General features: G+C 55.6%; 14 protein-coding genes and 1 riboswitch. Of the genes, 8 read left to right on the forward strand and 6 right to left on the reverse strand.

Going from position 1 to position 17,748, the window contains the following annotated elements; genetic code table 11:
• The first annotated feature begins 21 nt into the window (after positions 1-21).
• Positions 22-4,245, forward strand: a complete 4,224-nt coding sequence (gene rpoC, locus AC6I8D_RS01060; RefSeq protein ID WP_031376916.1) for a DNA-directed RNA polymerase subunit beta' — start codon at positions 22-24, stop codon at positions 4,243-4,245.
• A gap of 51 nt (positions 4,246-4,296) precedes the next feature.
• On the opposite strand, the gene AC6I8D_RS01065 is transcribed toward rpoC, so the two are convergent.
• A complete protein-coding gene (locus tag AC6I8D_RS01065) occupies positions 4,297-4,485 on the reverse strand; it encodes a DUF1127 domain-containing protein (protein ID WP_031376917.1) in 189 nt (62 codons plus the stop codon).
• A 174-nt stretch (positions 4,486-4,659) separates the two neighbouring features.
• Between AC6I8D_RS01065 and AC6I8D_RS01070 the strand changes: the two genes are divergently transcribed.
• A complete protein-coding gene (locus tag AC6I8D_RS01070; RefSeq protein WP_497819528.1) occupies positions 4,660-6,129 on the forward strand; it encodes an aminotransferase-like domain-containing protein in 1,470 nt (489 codons plus the stop codon).
• A gap of 181 nt (positions 6,130-6,310) precedes the next feature.
• On the opposite strand, the gene thiE is transcribed toward AC6I8D_RS01070, so the two are convergent.
• From thiE to AC6I8D_RS01085, 3 genes are all read right to left on the reverse strand, one after another.
• The gene (gene thiE, locus AC6I8D_RS01075; protein WP_497819529.1) at positions 6,311-6,949 is read right to left on the reverse strand and encodes a thiamine phosphate synthase; all 639 of its coding nucleotides are present in this window, start codon (positions 6,947-6,949) and stop codon (positions 6,311-6,313) included.
• A gap of 2 nt (positions 6,950-6,951) precedes the next feature.
• Positions 6,952-8,874, reverse strand: a complete 1,923-nt coding sequence (thiC, locus tag AC6I8D_RS01080) for a phosphomethylpyrimidine synthase ThiC (RefSeq protein WP_497819530.1) — start codon at positions 8,872-8,874, stop codon at positions 6,952-6,954.
• Positions 8,875-8,959: 85 nt separating this feature from the next.
• A riboswitch (TPP riboswitch) is annotated at positions 8,960-9,060 on the reverse strand.
• Between the two features lie 153 nt (positions 9,061-9,213).
• Positions 9,214-9,720, reverse strand: a complete 507-nt coding sequence (locus AC6I8D_RS01085; protein ID WP_031376920.1) for an Rsd/AlgQ family anti-sigma factor — start codon at positions 9,718-9,720, stop codon at positions 9,214-9,216.
• Between the two features lie 89 nt (positions 9,721-9,809).
• Here AC6I8D_RS01085 and nudC point away from each other — a divergent pair, with 89 nt between their 5' ends.
• The 6 genes from nudC (at position 9,810) to AC6I8D_RS01115 (ending at position 14,206) form a co-directional block, all read left to right on the forward strand.
• Positions 9,810-10,580: an NAD(+) diphosphatase gene (nudC, locus tag AC6I8D_RS01090; RefSeq protein ID WP_497819531.1), complete on the forward strand. Its 771-nt coding sequence runs from the start codon at positions 9,810-9,812 to the stop codon at positions 10,578-10,580.
• A 40-nt stretch (positions 10,581-10,620) separates the two neighbouring features.
• Positions 10,621-11,688 carry a uroporphyrinogen decarboxylase gene (gene hemE / locus AC6I8D_RS01095; protein ID WP_089562566.1) on the forward strand — a complete coding sequence of 356 codons (1,068 nt, stop codon included), beginning with the start codon at positions 10,621-10,623 and terminating at the stop codon, positions 11,686-11,688.
• 2 nt (positions 11,689-11,690) lie between these two features.
• A complete protein-coding gene (nfi, locus tag AC6I8D_RS01100; protein ID WP_312057505.1) occupies positions 11,691-12,359 on the forward strand; it encodes a deoxyribonuclease V in 669 nt (222 codons plus the stop codon).
• A 63-nt stretch (positions 12,360-12,422) separates the two neighbouring features.
• The gene (locus AC6I8D_RS01105; RefSeq protein WP_031376924.1) at positions 12,423-13,013 is read left to right on the forward strand and encodes a YjaG family protein; all 591 of its coding nucleotides are present in this window, start codon (positions 12,423-12,425) and stop codon (positions 13,011-13,013) included.
• 188 nt (positions 13,014-13,201) lie between these two features.
• Positions 13,202-13,474 carry a nucleoid-associated protein HU-alpha gene (gene hupA / locus AC6I8D_RS01110; RefSeq protein WP_003850136.1) on the forward strand — a complete coding sequence of 91 codons (273 nt, stop codon included), beginning with the start codon at positions 13,202-13,204 and terminating at the stop codon, positions 13,472-13,474.
• A gap of 69 nt (positions 13,475-13,543) precedes the next feature.
• Positions 13,544-14,206, forward strand: coding sequence for a DUF1481 domain-containing protein (locus tag AC6I8D_RS01115; protein WP_312057671.1), 663 nt, complete (start codon positions 13,544-13,546; stop codon positions 14,204-14,206).
• 36 nt (positions 14,207-14,242) lie between these two features.
• Here AC6I8D_RS01115 and purD read toward each other — a convergent pair whose 3' ends face one another.
• Positions 14,243-15,523 (reverse strand): phosphoribosylamine--glycine ligase, encoded by a 1,281-nt coding sequence (purD, locus tag AC6I8D_RS01120; protein ID WP_312057669.1) that lies wholly within the window; start codon positions 15,521-15,523, stop codon positions 14,243-14,245.
• A gap of 18 nt (positions 15,524-15,541) precedes the next feature.
• Positions 15,542-17,131: a bifunctional phosphoribosylaminoimidazolecarboxamide formyltransferase/IMP cyclohydrolase gene (gene purH / locus AC6I8D_RS01125; protein ID WP_312057667.1), complete on the reverse strand. Its 1,590-nt coding sequence runs from the start codon at positions 17,129-17,131 to the stop codon at positions 15,542-15,544.
• Positions 17,132-17,748 lie beyond the last annotated feature (617 nt).

Raw genomic sequence — 17,748 nt, forward strand, 5'->3', positions numbered from 1 at the left:
CACTCCGACGGGAGCTAATCCGTGAAAGACTTACTTAAGTTTCTGAAAGCGCAAACTAAAACCGAAGAGTTTGATGCGATCAAAATTGCGCTGGCTTCGCCAGACATGATCCGTTCCTGGTCTTTCGGTGAAGTGAAAAAGCCGGAAACCATTAACTACCGTACTTTCAAGCCAGAGCGCGATGGTCTGTTCTGTGCCCGTATCTTCGGGCCGGTAAAAGACTACGAGTGCCTGTGCGGAAAGTATAAGCGCCTGAAACACCGTGGTGTGATTTGTGAGAAGTGCGGCGTTGAAGTGACCCAGACCAAAGTGCGCCGTGAGCGCATGGGCCACATCGAACTGGCGTCGCCAACTGCGCACATCTGGTTCCTGAAGTCACTGCCATCGCGTATCGGCTTACTGCTGGATATGCCACTGCGTGACATCGAGCGCGTGCTCTACTTTGAATCTTACGTCGTTATCGAAGGTGGCATGACCAACCTCGAAAAGCGCCAGATTCTGACTGAAGAGCAGTACCTTGACGCGCTGGAAGAGTTCGGTGATGAGTTCGACGCCAAAATGGGCGCCGAAGCGATCCAGGCCCTGTTGAAAAACATGGATCTGGAGCAGGAGTGCGAGCAGCTGCGTGAAGAGCTGAACGAAACCAACTCTGAAACCAAGCGTAAAAAACTGACCAAGCGTATCAAGCTGCTGGAAGCGTTCGTTCAGTCTGGCAACAAGCCAGAGTGGATGATCCTGACCGTGCTGCCTGTACTGCCGCCGGATCTGCGTCCGCTGGTACCGCTGGACGGTGGCCGTTTTGCTACGTCGGATCTGAACGATCTTTATCGTCGTGTGATCAACCGTAACAACCGTCTGAAGCGCCTGCTGGATCTGGCTGCGCCAGATATCATCGTACGTAACGAAAAACGTATGCTGCAGGAAGCGGTAGATGCCCTGCTGGACAACGGTCGTCGCGGTCGTGCGATCACCGGTTCCAACAAGCGTCCGCTGAAATCGCTGGCTGACATGATCAAAGGTAAGCAGGGTCGTTTCCGTCAGAACCTGCTGGGTAAACGTGTCGACTATTCAGGTCGTTCGGTTATCACCGTAGGTCCATACCTGCGCCTGCATCAGTGCGGTCTGCCGAAGAAAATGGCACTCGAACTGTTCAAACCGTTCATTTACGGCAAGCTGGAACTGCGTGGCCTCGCCACCACCATCAAAGCCGCGAAGAAAATGGTTGAGCGCGAAGAAGCGGTTGTCTGGGATATCCTCGACGAAGTAATCCGTGAGCACCCGGTTCTGCTGAACCGTGCGCCTACGCTGCACCGTCTGGGTATTCAGGCGTTTGAACCGGTTCTGATCGAAGGTAAAGCGATCCAGCTGCACCCGCTGGTTTGTGCGGCTTATAACGCCGACTTCGATGGTGACCAGATGGCTGTTCACGTACCGCTGACGCTGGAAGCCCAGCTGGAAGCGCGTGCGCTGATGATGTCGACCAACAACATTCTGTCTCCAGCGAACGGCGAGCCAATCATCGTTCCTTCACAGGACGTTGTTCTGGGTCTGTACTATATGACCCGCGACAAAGTGAACGCCAAAGGCGAAGGCATGGTGCTGACTGGCCCGAAAGAAGCTGAGCGTGTTTACCGCGCTGGCCTGGCTGAGCTGCATGCCCGCGTTAAAGTTCGTATCACTGAATACAGCAAAAACGAGCAGGACGAATTCGTTCCGAAAACCAGCATTATCGACACCACCATTGGTCGTGCGATTCTGTGGATGATCGTACCGCAAGGTCTGCCGTACTCCATCGTTAACCAGGCGCTGGGTAAAAAAGCTATCTCCAAAATGCTGAACACCTGTTACCGCATTTTGGGCCTGAAGCCGACCGTTATCTTTGCTGACCAGACCATGTACACCGGTTTTGCTTACGCAGCCCGTTCAGGTGCGTCAGTCGGTATCGACGACATGGTTATCCCGGCCAAGAAAGTGGAAATCATCTCTGAAGCTGAAGCCGAAGTGGCTGAGATTCAGGAACAGTTCCAGTCTGGTCTGGTTACCGCCGGCGAACGTTATAACAAAGTCATCGATATCTGGGCAGCAGCGAACGAACGTGTTGCCAAGGCGATGATGGAAAACCTCTCAACCGAAACCGTGATCAACCGTCATGGCGAAGAAGAGAAACAGGTTTCCTTTAACAGCATCTTTATGATGGCCGACTCCGGTGCGCGTGGTTCTGCTGCACAGATTCGTCAGCTGGCCGGTATGCGTGGTCTGATGGCGAAGCCAGATGGCTCCATCATCGAAACACCAATCACGGCGAACTTCCGTGAAGGGTTGAACGTACTTCAGTACTTCATCTCAACCCACGGTGCGCGTAAAGGTCTGGCGGATACCGCACTGAAAACGGCGAACTCCGGTTATCTGACGCGTCGTCTGGTTGACGTTGCACAGGATCTGGTGGTTACCGAAGACGATTGTGGTACGCACGAAGGCATCATGATGACGCCGGTCATCGAAGGTGGCGACGTTAAAGAACCACTGCGTGAACGTGTACTGGGTCGTGTGACGGCAGAAGACGTGCTGAAACCAGGCACCGCTGACATTCTGGTTCCACGTAACACCCTGCTCGATGAGCACTGGTGTGACGTGCTGGAACTGAACTCAGTAGACAGCCTGAAAGTCCGTTCGGTAGTAGGTTGTGAAACCGACTTTGGTGTGTGTGCACACTGCTATGGTCGCGACCTGGCACGTGGTCACATCATCAACAAAGGTGAAGCGATCGGTGTTATCGCGGCACAGTCCATCGGTGAGCCAGGTACACAGCTGACGATGCGTACGTTCCACATCGGTGGTGCGGCATCACGTGCGGCTGCTGAATCCAGCATTCAGGTGAAGAACAAAGGTACCATCAAGCTGACCAATGCCAAGTCGGTAACTAACTCGGCTGGCAAGCTGGTGATCACCTCGCGTAACGTTGAACTGAAAATGATCGACGAATTTGGTCGTACCAAAGAGAGCTATAAAGTTCCTTACGGTGCCACCATGGCGAAAGGTGATGGTGAGCAGGTTGCAGCGGGCGAAACCGTCGCAAACTGGGATCCGCACACCATGCCGGTTATCACCGAAGTGGGCGGTTTCATTCGTTTCACCGACATGATTGATGGCCAGACCATTACCCGTCAGACAGATGACTTAACCGGTCTCTCCTCGCTGGTGGTTCTGGACAGCGCCGAGCGTACTGCGGGCGGTAAAGATCTGCGTCCAGCACTGAAAATTGTTGATGCCAACGGCAATGATGTTCTGATCCCGGGCACCGATATGCCGGCTCAGTACTTCCTGCCAGGTAAAGCGATTGTTCAGCTGGAAGATGGCGTTAAGATCAGCGCCGGTGACACGCTGTCGCGTGTACCGCAGGAATCTGGCGGTACCAAAGATATTACCGGTGGTCTGCCACGCGTTGCTGACCTGTTCGAAGCGCGTCGTCCGAAAGAGCCAGCTATTCTGGCCGAGATCAGCGGTATTATCTCGTTCGGTAAAGAGACCAAAGGTAAGCGTCGTCTGGTGATTACTCCGCTGGATGGTAGCGAGCCGTACGAAGAGATGATTCCGAAATGGCGTCAGCTGAACGTGTTCGAAGGTGAACGTGTTGAGCGTGGTGACGTGGTTTCCGATGGCCCAGAGTCTCCACATGACATTCTGCGCTTGCGTGGCGTGCATGCGGTGACCCGTTACATCACTAACGAAGTGCAGGAAGTTTACCGTCTGCAAGGCGTTAAGATTAACGATAAGCACATCGAAGTCATCGTTCGTCAGATGCTGCGTAAAGCAACCATCATGAGCGCAGGAAGTGCAGACTTCCTCGAAGGTGAACAGGCTGAATTCTCTCGCATCAAGATTGCTAACCGCGATCTGGAAGCGAACGGAAAAGTTGGCGCCACCTTCATGCGTGACCTGCTGGGTATCACCAAAGCGTCACTGGCAACCGAATCGTTCATCTCTGCTGCATCGTTCCAGGAGACCACTCGTGTCCTGACCGAAGCTGCAGTAGCAGGCAAGCGCGACGAACTGCGCGGTCTGAAAGAGAACGTCATCGTGGGTCGTTTGATCCCGGCCGGTACCGGTTACGCTTACCATCAGGATCGTATGCGCCGCAAAGCGGCAGGCGAAGTGCCGGTAGCACCGCAGGTGACTGCGGATGAAGCCTCAGCCAGCCTGGCCGAGTTGTTGAACGCCGGTCTCGGCGGTAACAACGACGAGTAATCGTCATTGGCGTAATAAAAAACCCTGCTTCGGCAGGGTTTTTTTTTGTATTCAGTTCAGCTTGTTCCATTCATTGCGGCTAAGGCCGATATCTTTTAGCTGGCTGTCGCTGAGTTTCGACAGAATAAGGCGGGTTTCACGCCGGCACTGCCAGCGTCTGAAGCTGCGCCACAGATAACGCACCAGTGTGTAAGGTGTGCCGGTAAACGGTTTGCCTGCGCGATTTTCATCGTATCCCATCATGCTGTCCTCATCGGTTTGCCTGAGGACTATTCTGGTAAACCAGCGCTGTATGATACAGACGCAAAAATCACTTTTATTTAACATACAGATTGCCGTCATTGCGATCTGAATGGTAATAATAACGACTAACTGTACTGGTTCAGGCTTTGAAAAATGCAACGAGGGGATACGATGACCCGATATGAACATCTGGCTACGCTACTGGCGCAGCGCATTGAACAGGGCTTATACCGTAGCGGAGAGCGTCTTCCTTCAGTACGCAGCCTGAGCGCCGAACATGGCGTGAGCATCAGTACGGTACAACAGGCTTATCACCTGCTGGAAGAGAAGCAGATGATCACGCCGCAGTCGCGTTCAGGCTATTTTGTGGCGTCACGGAAAGCGACTCCGCCGATACCGGCACTGACGCGACCTGCGCAGCGGCCGGTTGAAGTCACCCAGTGGGACGCGGTGCTGGAGTTGATCAACAGCCGTCTGGAAGATGACGTGCTGCAACTTGGCAGCGGCATGCCCGATCTGACCCAGCCGACGTTAAAGCCGCTGTGGAAAGCATTTAGCCGCCAGGCCCAGAAGCAGGAAACGGCGCTGCTTAATTATGACAACCTGTATGGCGTGCTCGCGCTGCGGCAACAGGTTGCGCGTCTGGCGATCGATAGCGGTTGTCAGCTCACCGCTGATGACATTGTGATCACCACCGGCTGTCATGAAGCGTTATCCGTCGCAGTACGCGCGGTCTGCGAGCCCGGCGATATCATCGCGGTTGAGTCACCTTCCTTTCACGGCATCATGCAGACGCTGCGCGGCTTTGGCATTCGCGCCATTGAGATCCCTACCGATGCGGTGACCGGCATCAGTCTGGAAGCGCTGGAACTGGCATTTGATCAGTGGTCAATCAAAGCGGTGGTGGTGGTTCCGAACTGCAATAACCCGCTGGGTTTCATTATGCCGGAATCGCGTAAACGCGCCTTGCTGGCGCTGGCGCAACGCTTTGACGCCGCGGTGATTGAAGACGACGTCTATGGTGAACTTGCCTGGGAATATCCACGTCCGCCGACCATCAAAGCACTGGATCTGGATGGCCGGGTCCTGCTCTGCAGTTCGTTTTCCAAAACGCTGGCGCCAGGCTTACGGGTTGGCTGGGTGGCACCAGGCCGCTACCGGGACCGCGTCCTGCATATGAAGTACATCGTGACCGGCTCTACCGCTACGCAACCGCAACATGCCGTGTCGGAGTTTATTCGTCAGGGCCATTATCAACCCCATCTGCGGCGGATGCGGCAGATCTATCATCGCAACTATGAAACCTTCAGCTGCTGGGTGCGCCATTACTTCCCCTGCGGGATTTGCGTCTCCCGTCCGCAGGGCGGTTTCCTGATGTGGATTGAGTTGCCGGAACCTTTTGATGCCGTTCGGCTCAATCGTGAACTGCGTGAATCCAAAATTCAGATCGCCGTCGGCTCACTGTTTTCCGCCGCGGGTAAATACCGTAACTGCCTGCGCTTAAACTACGGCTTGCCGATCACTGAACAAACCGAACAGGCGGTGGCGCGGGTAGGGGCAGCCGTCGAACGGGCGATGCAGGCCTGCCAGCATGATGATCTTCCTGCCGCCTTAGCGCCCGATTTGCTGGTGGCTAAGTAAGGAAGAAGCAGGGCCAGAAAGAGGAGGGAACTGGCCCTGGTCAGGTAACCGTACCTGACGAAGGCCACCCTAAACGGCTATCTGACACCGCGCCAGTGGCTGACTGGATAATCGCGCGCGGTATTCCTGATTTATCGCTTCCGTTGCAGCGGTTTAATCATTTTTGCGCGCTGTTACCCAATCACACGCACGCTGGCCGCGCCGGTTCAGCCAGCGCAAGCAGGGTACGCGTCGCTTCACGCCAGTCCTCTGCCTCGGTGATGGCGCTTACCACCGCAATGCCGCCCACGCCGGTCGCCAGCACCGCGGGTGCTCGCGCAACGGAGATACCGCCAATCGCCACGGTCGGAATATGCGTCAGGCGGATCAGATGTCGCTGCAGTTCTGCCAGCCCCTGCGGCGCAGACGGCATCTGTTTGGTGCGGGTCGGAAAAATATGCCCGAGCGCGATGTAAGAGGGCTGAATGGCCAGCGCACGATCCAGTTCGGTATCATCATGGGTGGAAATACCGAGTCGTAACCCCGCCAGGCGGATTTGTGCCAGGTCCGCCACCTCCAGATCCTCCTGACCCAGATGGACACCGTAGGCCTGATGCTTTATCGCCAGCCGCCAGTAGTCATTGATGAACAGGCGCGCATCGTAACGTTTACCCAGCGCAATGGCCTGGGCGACGGCCGCTTCTGCCGCCTCGTCCGACTGATCTTTGATGCGCAGTTGCAGGGTGCGGACGCCGGCGTCTAACAGGCGTTCGATCCATTCAACGCTATCGACTACCGGATAAAGGCCGAGACGCGGCACGGTAGCAGGAAATGCGGACATAGTTACTCCTCCTTCATGGCATCTGCCGGATGATAAAGCTCACCACCCCGGCTGCGAAATTGTTCAGACATCTGTGCCATGCCAACCTCAATCGGCTGCGCGCTGGCTTGCTGGCTTGCGGCAAAATCCCGCACCTCCTGAGAGATTTTCATTGAGCAGAATTTAGGGCCGCACATTGAACAGAAGTGGGCCACCTTGCCGGATTCCTGAGGCAGGGTTTCGTCATGCATTGCGCGCGCGGTATGCGGATCGAGCGCCAGATTGAACTGATCTTCCCAACGGAATTCAAAGCGCGCTTTTGACATCGCATTATCCCGGATCTGCGCACCCGGATGGCCTTTAGCGAGATCGGCGGCGTGCGCAGCAATTTTGTAGGTGATCAGACCCTGTTTTACATCCTCTTTATCGGGCAGACCAAGATGTTCTTTGGGGGTGACGTAACACAGCATTGCGCAGCCGAACCAGCCAATCATTGCGGCGCCGATACCAGACGTAATGTGGTCATAGCCGGGCGCAATGTCGGTGGTGAGAGGACCGAGCGTATAGAAGGGGGCCTGGTGACAAACATCGAGCTGCTCTGTCATATTACGGCGGATCATATGCATCGGGACGTGGCCGGGGCCTTCAATCATCACCTGCACATCATATTCCCAGGCGATCTGCGTCAGCTCGCCCAGCGTTCGCAGTTCGGCAAACTGCGCTTCATCGTTAGCATCCTGAATCGAGCCAGGGCGTAAACCATCGCCCAGCGACAGTGAGACATCGTAGGCCGCGCAGATTTCACAGATTTCGCGGAAATGCTGATAGAGGAAGCTCTCCTGATGATGCGACAGACACCATTTCGCCATGATCGAGCCGCCGCGCGAGACAATGCCGGTCAGCCGTTTTGCCGTCATCGGCACGTAGCGCAGCAACACGCCAGCATGAATGGTGAAGTAGTCAACGCCTTGCTCAGCCTGTTCCAGCAGCGTATCGCGGAATACTGCCCAGTTGAGCGCTTCGGCCACGCCGTTCACTTTCTCCAGTGCCTGATAAATCGGCACTGTGCCGATTGGCACCGGGCTGTTACGCAAAATCCATTCGCGCGTTTCATGAATATTACGGCCAGTAGAGAGATCCATCACTGTATCGGCGCCCCAGCGGGTCGACCAGACCAGTTTCTCTACCTCCTCCTCAATCGACGAGCTGACCGCTGAATTGCCGATGTTGGCATTCACTTTGACCAGAAAGTTACGTCCGATAATCATCGGTTCCGATTCAGGATGGTTAATGTTGGCGGGAATAATCGCCCGGCCTGCCGCCACTTCCTGACGCACAAACTCCGGGGTGATGTTATCTGGCAAATACGCGCCAAAACTGTGGCCCGGATGTTGTTGCAGTAACACCTCACTGCGAATTCGCTCACGGCCCATATTCTCCCGCAGGGCGATAAACTCCATCTCCGGCGTAACGATGCCCTGACGGGCGTAATGCAGCTGCGTGACGCAACGGCCGGCGAGGGCGCGACGCGGCGTGGGCAGCGCGTCAAAGCGCAGGTGATCGAGGCTATCATCCGCCAGACGCTGCTGGGTATAGTCTGAACTGCGCTGTGGCAGCGGCTGGCTGTCGTTGCGTTCTTCGATCCAGCCCGCCCGCAACTTTGTCAGTCCACGATGCAGATCAATCTGCGCAGCGGGATCGCCATAGGCACCGGCGGTGTCATAGACCGGCACCGCCTCATTCTGCTCATACAGCGGCTGTTCTTTACTGCCGCCGACCGGGGTCGGACTGAGCCTGATTTCGCGCATTGGCACGCGAATATCCTGCCGGCTGCCGGTAATCCAGATGCGTTCAGAACGGGGAAATGCGCTGCCGCCTTGCAGTGAATCGATAAATTCCTGCGCCAGGGCACGCTGTTCACGACGGGTCATTTTTGAGTCAGACATAGCAATCTTCCAGTAAGTGGGAATGATGCTTGTCCGGAGTTCGGAAGGAGTAACAGCACGGGCAGTGCAAAAGACTGGCGTACCGATAATATTTACTCTTGTTCCCTTCGCAGGTTCTAACCTGATCAGGTTCCGCGGATCCCGAATTAACGGTCTCAGCCCAACTGGGCACTCCGACAAGAATGCGGTTTTACGCTGCGGCTGGCAGAGCGCCCGCTGAAGACGAAAAACCTTAACGTTCAAACAGAAAAAAATGGGTTCTTCTGGCGTCGGCCATCAGAACCCCTTCAGCATAAAAGGGCTGCAACTGAATCACAACCCCTTTACCTGCGTTTAACCTTATGCCGGACGAGCAATCTGGCTGTCATTGGCCACCGGTGGTGGTGCCAGGTGGTTATCCCACGCCAGCTGGATCAGCTTGTCTTCCAGCGTAAAGCGCGCCTCCAGCACTTCACCGACTTCAGACAGCGCCTGCTGGAACGTCATGCAGTTATCGTCATCGATCGCCTGCTGCAGATGGCCATCATACAACTGCATCAGGCGTTCAGTATTGGCTTCCAGCGGGGGATAGATTTGGGCTGCCGCGATCATCGGGCTGTCACCGCTCATCTCACTGATGATGCGTTCGTAAATACTAAAGTGACCGGCGGAAAGATAATCGACCAGGCCATGACAAAAGTTATCCAGCGCCTGCTCATCGAGGCGGGTCAGGGCTTCTTTATTGGGTTTAAGTCCGACCAGATGATAATAGGTTACTAACAGCTGGCGACGGGCTTCCAGCCACGAATCGACCAGTTCGTTACTGCCACCTACGCGTTCGGCCAGGACGTCTAACTGGTTAAGCATATCTAACTCCATGTGAGTTATAGTTGTTTATCTACACACTTAACATCAGGACTTCAGCGTGCGAGTTGACGCTAAGGATGACGAAATAAATGCAATGCGAAATCTCAAGCGTAGACGCTGGATGGTGGATTGTCAGCCACGAGCAGAAACTTTGGTTGCCGCAAGGTGATTTACCCCACGGAAGCGCCGAAAATTTTGGTCTGACTGGCACCAAAGCCCGGGTAATTGGCGAGTGGCAGGGGGAAAAAGTCTGGCTGATTTGCGAGCCACGTGCAGAGAGCATGTTCTCGGTGCGGCAGCTGATCGATCTGGATGTCGGACTGTTTCAGCTGGCGGGCCGCGGCGTACAGCTTGCGGAGTTCTACCGTTCCCATCGCTGGTGCGGCTACTGTGGTCACGAAATGCACCACAGCAAACATGAGTTTGCCTGTCTGTGCAGTCATTGCCGCGAGCGATATTATCCGCAGATTGCGCCCTGCATTATCGTGGCGATCCGGCGTGGCGATGAGATCCTGCTGGCGAATCACGCCCGTCATCGTAATAACGTTTATACCGTACTGGCTGGATTTGTCGAAGTCGGCGAGACGCTGGAACAGGCGGTGGCACGTGAAGTGATGGAGGAGAGCAATATCCGCGTCAAAAATGTCCGTTACGTCACCTCCCAGCCGTGGCCATTCCCGCAGTCGCTGATGACGGCGTTTATGGCGGAATATGATAATGGCGATCTGCAACATGACGGCAAAGAGCTGTTGGATGCGGCCTGGTTCCGTTTTGATGCCTTGCCTTTACTGCCGCCACCGGGCACCGTGGCGCGCCGCCTGATTGAAGATACCGTCGCCCTGTGCCGCGCCGAAGCGTGAAAGTGCTACACTACACGCCTGAAATTGAGAGAGTAATGAAATGAGTGAACTGAAGAACGATCGTTATTTGCGTGCCCTGTTACGTCAGCCAGTCGATGTAACGCCAGTGTGGATGATGCGCCAGGCCGGACGTTATTTACCAGAATACAAAGCGACGCGCGCCGAAGCGGGTGACTTTATGTCGCTGTGTAAAAATGCTGAGCTGGCCTGTGAGGTGACGCTGCAGCCGCTGCGCCGCTATCCGCTGGATGCTGCAATCCTCTTCAGTGACATCCTGACTATCCCTGATGCGATGGGCCTGGGCCTCTATTTCGAAACCGGCGAAGGTCCGCGCTTTTCGCATCCGATAACCTGCCGGGCAGATGTAGAGCGTTTGCCGGTGCCCGATCCGGAAATGGAACTGGGTTACGTAATGAACGCGGTGCGCACCATCCGTAAGAGCCTGAACGGCGACCTGCCGCTGATCGGATTTACCGGCAGCCCGTGGACGCTGGCAACCTACATGGTGGAAGGCGGCAGCAGCAAAGCGTTTACCAAAATCAAAAAGATGATGTACGCCGATCCCGCCACGCTGCATGCGATGCTGGATAAACTGGCGGACAGCGTCATTCTTTATCTCAATGCCCAGATTCGCGCCGGCGCGCAGTCAGTAATGGTATTTGATACCTGGGGCGGCGTCCTGACCGGCCGTGATTACCGCGAGTTCTCGCTGCACTACATGCACAAAATCGTCGACAGCGTGCTGCGTGAGAACGACGGTCGTCGGGTGCCGATTACCCTGTTTACCAAAGGGGGCGGGCAGTGGCTGGAAGCGATGGCTGAAACCGGCTGTGATGCGCTGGGCCTCGACTGGACCACGGATATCGACGATGCACGCCGCCGTGTCGGTGACAAAGTTGCACTACAGGGCAACATGGATCCTTCTATGCTTTATGCGCCGCCGGCCCGTATTGAACAGGAAGTGGCCGGGATTCTGCAGCGCTTTGGCAACGGCACCGGTCATGTTTTCAACCTTGGTCACGGTATTCATCAGGATGTGCCGCCGGAAAATGCGGGTGTGTTTGTTGAGGCGGTGCACCGTTTATCGCGTCCTTTCCATCAGGAGTAACCATGGATATTGCCGCACTTCGCGCTGAGCAGTTGCAACGCGCCGCTGATGTGGTGCGTGAAGATGACTTTGACGTATTGCCGCCACGCTTTATTGGCGGGGCGGACGTCGGATTTGAACAGGAAGGCGCCGTCACCCGGGCGGCGCTGGTGATACTTGAGTGGCCCTCGCTAACGCTGGTGGAGCATCGCATTGCGCGTATCGAGACCACCATGCCTTATATTCCCGGCTTTCTCTCCTTCCGTGAGTACCCGGCGCTGATGGCGGCATGGCAGATGCTGGAGCAAAAACCGGACCTGCTGTTTGTCGACGGTCACGGTATCTCCCATCCCCGGCGGCTCGGCGTTGCGTCGCATTTTGGCCTGCTGGTGGATGTTCCGACCATTGGTGTAGCGAAACGCCGTCTGTGCGGTCGTTTCGCCGAACTGGATCCGCAGCCGGGCAGTCGTCAGCCGCTGATGGATAAAGGCGAACAGATCGGCTGGGTGTGGCGCAGCAAGCAGCGTTGCAATCCGCTGTTCGTGGCCACCGGGCATCGTGTCAGCCTTGATACTGCGCTGCACTGGGTTGAAAACTGCACGCGCGGCTACCGTTTGCCGGAGCCAACCCGCTGGGCGGATGCGGTTGCCTCGAATCGTCCGACTTTCCAGCGCTGGCAAAACGCGCTTTAACACTGTTTGTGCTGCGCTTTTGCAGTTACACTGCCGCCAGCGAAACGAATAAGAGCCACCTTTATGTTACAAAATCCCGTTCATCTGCGTCTGGCGAAGCTGGAAAGCTGGCAGCATCTTACTTTTATGGCCTGCCTGTGCGAGCGTATGTACCCGAATTATCGGGCATTCTGCGAGCAGACCGAATTTGCCGATCCGGCACTCTATCGCCGTATTCTTGATCTTATCTGGGAAAACCTGACGGTCAAAGATGCGAAGATAAACTTCGACAGCCAGCTGGAAAAACTTGAAGCTGCCATTCCTGATGGCGATGCGTTTGAGGTTTACGGCGTATATCCGGCGATTGATGCCTGTGTGGCATTAAGCGAAGTGGTTCATGCGCAGCTGAGCGGCGACACACTTGAGCACGCGATTGAAGTCAGCGAGACCTCAATTACTACCGTTGCCATGCTGGAAATGACCCAGGCTGGACGCGAAATGACCGACGAAGAGCTCCGTGAAAACCCGGCCATCATTGATGAATGGGACCTTCAGTGGGAGATTTTCCGCCTGCTCGCCGAGTGCGAAGAGCGTGACCTTGAATTAATCAAAGGCCTGCGATCGGACCTGCGTGAAGCGGGAATTAGTAACATCGGTATAAATTTCCAGCAGTAAGGCGATAAAACGTGACTTCAGGCCCGAATTAGCGCGCCTGGAGGCTTCACATTGGCCCCCTCTCTGGTCTACATTTGGGGGGCTGAAAATTGTGGCTATCGGTGCGTGCAGGCTGAAGAGTGCCAGAATATGGCTTTTCCCTCGCACTCGTTGCTTAGCAAGCGATAAATACACTTTAAGGATAACTTATGAACAAGACTCAACTGATTGATGTGATCGCAGAAAAAGCTGACCTGTCTAAAACCCAGGCAAAGGCAGCGCTGGAATCTACTCTGGCTGCGATCACTGAGTCTCTGAAAGATGGTGATGCTGTACAACTGGTTGGTTTTGGTACTTTTAAAGTGAACCACCGCGCTGAGCGTACCGGTCGTAACCCGCAGACTGGCAAAGAGATCAAAATCGCTGCAGCAAACGTACCGGCATTCGTGTCTGGTAAAGCGCTGAAAGACGCCGTTAAGTAAGACGTCGCACTGCGGTTAAGCTTTAAAACAGGGGGCGATTCGCCCCTTTTGTTTAAGGGGCCTGCCATCATGACCACGCTGCTTCAGCGTTTTTCCGCCCTGTCTCTCTCCTTATTGCTTTTCGGTTGCAGCTCCACACCTGATATTCCTCCTTTCTCTGCCAGTGGTTATCTTGCTGACCGTGGCGTCGTGCGCATCTGGCGCAAGAATAACGATCATCAGTCGGTCCATATCCGCACCATTTTTACCCCGTTCGCCAGCGGTGAAGGGGAAGTTACCGATTACATCTGGCTGGAAGAGGCGTTAATCAGCGTTCATCGTCAGGTCAAAGGCGAGCATCCCGATGACGTCACTTTACGGTTTGACCAGCAAGGCGGCCTTAACTTTATGCAGCGCCAGCTGGCTGGCCGGCGCGAGGCGGTCAGTGCGGATGCAGTGGAGTTGTATAAGTTCGATGCCCAGCGGATGCGCAACGTCAGTGACGCGCTACTCAGCGGCCGGATATTCCTGCGGCAGGGTCACTGGCAGGGCGGCAATCTGATCGAAAGCTGTGAAGGCCAGCAGGTCAGGCCCGCCTTCGATAGCGATGCCTTACGGACGCTGGCACAGCAGCAGCGTGGATCGGCCACGCCATTGATGGTTTCATGGCTGGAAGCGCCGGAAGGGGTGCAGCTGTTGCGGGTAAGTCAGCAGGATGATTGCGCGCAGCAGCCGAAAGAAGAGGATATGTAAGCGCAGGAGTAAGGGGCACACTGTGCCCCTTTTGACTTATTTGCGGTTAATAGCGCGGTAGCCAATATCGCGACGGCAGAAACTGCCTTGCCAGGAAATCGGCTGTGCCAGCTGATAAGCCCGCTGTTGGGCCGCCGCCACATCGTCGCCCAGCGCGGTAACGCACAGTACCCGGCCACCGTGAGTAAGCACCAGATCGTCTTCCAGACGGGTTCCGGCGTGGAATACCTTGCCATCCTCAACCTCTTCCAGTGGCAGACCGTGAATCTGATCGCCCTGGTGGTAATCGCCGGGGTAGCCGCCCGCCGCCAGCACTACGCCCAGTGACGGCCGTGGATCCCACTCAGAGGTCTTCTGATCCAGCGTGCCGGCACAGGCTGCCAGGCAAAGATCGACCAGATCCGACTGCATACGCAGCATGATCGGCTGGGTTTCCGGATCGCCAAAGCGGCAGTTAAATTCGATCACTTTCGGCTGACCGGATTGATCGATCATCAAGCCGGCATAGAGAAAGCCGGTATAGACGTTACCTTCAGCGGCCATGCCACGCACCGTAGGCCAGATAACCTGATCCATCACCCGCTGGTGGATCTCATCGGTAACCACCGGTGCCGGAGAATAGGCGCCCATACCGCCGGTGTTCGGGCCGGTGTCGCCGTCACCGACGCGTTTGTGATCCTGGCTGGTGGCCATTGGCAGGACATGCTCGCCATCGACCATTACGATGAAACTGGCTTCTTCACCGTCGAGAAACTCTTCGATCACAATGCGGTGGCCGGCATCGCCAAATGCATTGCCGGCCAGCATATCCTGAACCGCCGCTTCTGCTTCCTGCAACGTCATCGCCACAATCACGCCTTTGCCCGCCGCCAGACCGTCAGCCTTAATGACGATCGGTGCGCCTTTCTCACGCAGATAGGCCAGCGCAGGTTCAACCTCGGTGAAGTTCTGGTATTCCGCACTCGGGATCTGATGGCGGGCAAGGAAATCTTTGGTGAAGGCTTTAGAGCCTTCCAGCTGAGCGGCAGCCTGCGTCGGGCCAAAAATGTTCAGGCCGGCAGCGCGAAATGCATCGACCACGCCCGCCACCAGTGGCGCCTCAGGGCCGACGATGGTCAGATCGATGGCTTCGCGTTGTGCAAAGGCCAGCAGGGCAGGGATATCAGTGGCGGCGATCGCCACATTCTGCAGCGCTGGCTCTAATGCGGTGCCGGCGTTGCCCGGTGCCACAAACACAGTTTCCGCCAGCGGAGACTGTGCGGCTTTCCAGGCTAATGCGTGCTCACGTCCGCCATTGCCAATCACTAAAATTTTCATCTGTAACTCTCCAAACGATTAATGGCGGAAGTGGCGCATATCAGTAAAGATCATCGCAATGCCGTGTTCATCAGCTGCGGCGATCACTTCGTCATCTCGGATTGAGCCGCCAGGCTGAATTACGCAGCTGATACCTACCGCCGCTGCCGCATCAATACCGTCGCGGAACGGGAAGAAGGCGTCAGACGCCATCGCCGAGCCTTTTACTTCCAGCCCTTCATCGCCCGCTTTGATGCCGGCAATCTTGGCGGAATAGACGCGGCTCATCTGGCCAGCGCCGATACCGATAGTCATATTGTCGCGCGCATAAACAATGGCGTTAGACTTAACGAACTTCGCCACTTTCCAGCAGAACAGTGCATCACGCAGTTCCTGCTCGGTTGGCTGGCGTTTGCTGACCACGCGCAGCTGGCTGGCATCGACCATACCGAGATCGCGATCCTGCACCAGTAAGCCGCCATTAACCCGTTTGAAGTCCAGCGCGGCCACCCGGTTTTGCCACTGGCCGCAGATCAGCACCCGTACATTCTGTTTGGTCGCGGTAATTTTCAGCGCCGCTTCGGAAACTGCAGGCGCAATGATCACTTCAACAAACTGACGGCTGATAATGGCCTGCGCGGTTGCTTCATCCAGCTCGCGGTTAAAGGCGATGATGCCGCCGAATGCGGAAGTCGGATCGGTCTGCCAGGCACGCTCATAGGCCGTCAGCAGAGAATCACCGACCGCGACGCCGCACGGGTTAGCATGTTTAACGATGACACAGGCCGGCTCGCTGAACTCTTTTACGCATTCCAGCGCCGCATCGGTATCGGCAATATTGTTATAAGAAAGGGCTTTGCCCTGAACCTGCTGTGCGGTAGCGACGGACGCTTCCGCCACATTCTCTTCTATATAGAAGGCCGCATCCTGATGGCTGTTTTCGCCATAGCGCATATCCTGCTTCTTAATGAAGTTCAGGTTAAGGGTGCGCGGGAAGCGACCGGCTGGCTGGCCGCGTTCGCCATGATAGGCCGGCACCCGCGATCCAAAATAGTTAGCGATCATGCTGTCGTAAGCGGCGGTGTGCTCGAAGGCTTTAATGGCGAGGTCGAAGCGGGTTTCAAGGGTCAGGGCGTTCTGATTCGCGTCCATCTCAGCCACGATAGCCGGATAGTCGCTGCTCTTCACTACGATCGCCACATCTTTATGGTTCTTCGCAGCGGAGCGCACCATAGTCGGGCCGCCGATATCAATGTTCTCAACGGCATCTTCCAGCGAACATCCCTCACGTGCCACCGTCTGGGCAAAGGGATACAGGTTTACCACCACCATATCGATTGGGCTGATGTCGTGCTGCGCCATGATGGCATCATCCTGGCCGCGACGGCCCAGAATGCCGCCGTGCACTTTCGGGTGCAGGGTTTTGACGCGTCCATCCATCATTTCCGGGAAGCCGGTGTAGTCAGAGACTTCAGTGACAGGCAGGCCCGCATCCGCCAGCAGGCGAGCCGTGCCACCTGTGGAGAGCAGCTCGACACCGCGGTCAGCGAGCGCCTGAGCAAATTCGAGGATACCGGCTTTGTCAGACACACTGAGCAGAGCGCGGCGTACAGGACGACGTTGTTGCATGGTGGTTTTATCCCTTGGCTTTGTTTCGCGTATATAAGAGCGTTACATCAAGCTTAACGATCCTTCCTTTGCTTATATAAGAAGAAAAGATCGAAAACTTCAGGTAACGCCCCGAAAAGGGGCATCCGTTACGTCGCCGGGCATTGTAGCGAAAACGTTTGCGTGATGCTCGCCTAAATTCGCTGTGCCCGATGAATGTGGATAAGTTTGTGCGTAACTGCGTATAACAGGGGCTTTTGCTGTGGAATGCAGCGAACGGTTGTTTTTATGCAATTTACAGGTTGCGCCTGCCGAACAACTCCCTATAATGCGCCTCCATCGACACGGAACAACGGCTTAACGCCGCCGGGTTGAAAGGCACAGGAGACTGCGCCGCCGGAGAAAAGCTTCTGAAAAAGAAGTTGACTCTGAAGGAGGAAAGCGTAATATACGCCACCTCGCGACAGACGGTTAACCCGCTGCTCGCACTGCTCTTTAACAATTTATCAGACAATCTGTGTGGGCACTCGCAGGATTGATATCAGCGTCTCCGGACGTAAAAAATATCAAGTCTCACGAGTGAACACATAATGAAATTCATTATGACGTTTTACAGATGAGCACCGCTTAACTTGTTT

The sequence above is a fragment of the Pantoea sp. X-Soil-MYKO-1785 genome (assembly GCF_059730675.1).

What these genes read in the sequence shown, in the direction of transcription:
- nfi (WP_312057505.1), top strand. Translation starts at nt 11,691, where the DNA reads ATGGATATTGCCGCACTTCGCGCTGAGCAGTTGCAACGCGCCGCTGAT.
- purD (WP_312057669.1), bottom strand. Translation starts at nt 15,523, where the DNA reads ATGAAAATTTTAGTGATTGGCAATGGCGGACGTGAGCACGCATTAGCC.
- AC6I8D_RS01105 (WP_031376924.1), top strand. Translation starts at nt 12,423, where the DNA reads ATGTTACAAAATCCCGTTCATCTGCGTCTGGCGAAGCTGGAAAGCTGG.
- thiC (WP_497819530.1), bottom strand. Translation starts at nt 8,874, where the DNA reads ATGTCTGACTCAAAAATGACCCGTCGTGAACAGCGTGCCCTGGCGCAG.
- hemE (WP_089562566.1), top strand. Translation starts at nt 10,621, where the DNA reads ATGAGTGAACTGAAGAACGATCGTTATTTGCGTGCCCTGTTACGTCAG.
- AC6I8D_RS01085 (WP_031376920.1), bottom strand. Translation starts at nt 9,720, where the DNA reads ATGCTTAACCAGTTAGACGTCCTGGCCGAACGCGTAGGTGGCAGTAAC.
- thiE (WP_497819529.1), bottom strand. Translation starts at nt 6,949, where the DNA reads ATGTCCGCATTTCCTGCTACCGTGCCGCGTCTCGGCCTTTATCCGGTA.
- AC6I8D_RS01070 (WP_497819528.1), top strand. Translation starts at nt 4,660, where the DNA reads ATGACCCGATATGAACATCTGGCTACGCTACTGGCGCAGCGCATTGAA.
- AC6I8D_RS01115 (WP_312057671.1), top strand. Translation starts at nt 13,544, where the DNA reads ATGACCACGCTGCTTCAGCGTTTTTCCGCCCTGTCTCTCTCCTTATTG.
- AC6I8D_RS01065 (WP_031376917.1), bottom strand. Translation starts at nt 4,485, where the DNA reads ATGGGATACGATGAAAATCGCGCAGGCAAACCGTTTACCGGCACACCT.
- hupA (WP_003850136.1), top strand. Translation starts at nt 13,202, where the DNA reads ATGAACAAGACTCAACTGATTGATGTGATCGCAGAAAAAGCTGACCTG.
- purH (WP_312057667.1), bottom strand. Translation starts at nt 17,131, where the DNA reads ATGCAACAACGTCGTCCTGTACGCCGCGCTCTGCTCAGTGTGTCTGAC.
- nudC (WP_497819531.1), top strand. Translation starts at nt 9,810, where the DNA reads ATGCAATGCGAAATCTCAAGCGTAGACGCTGGATGGTGGATTGTCAGC.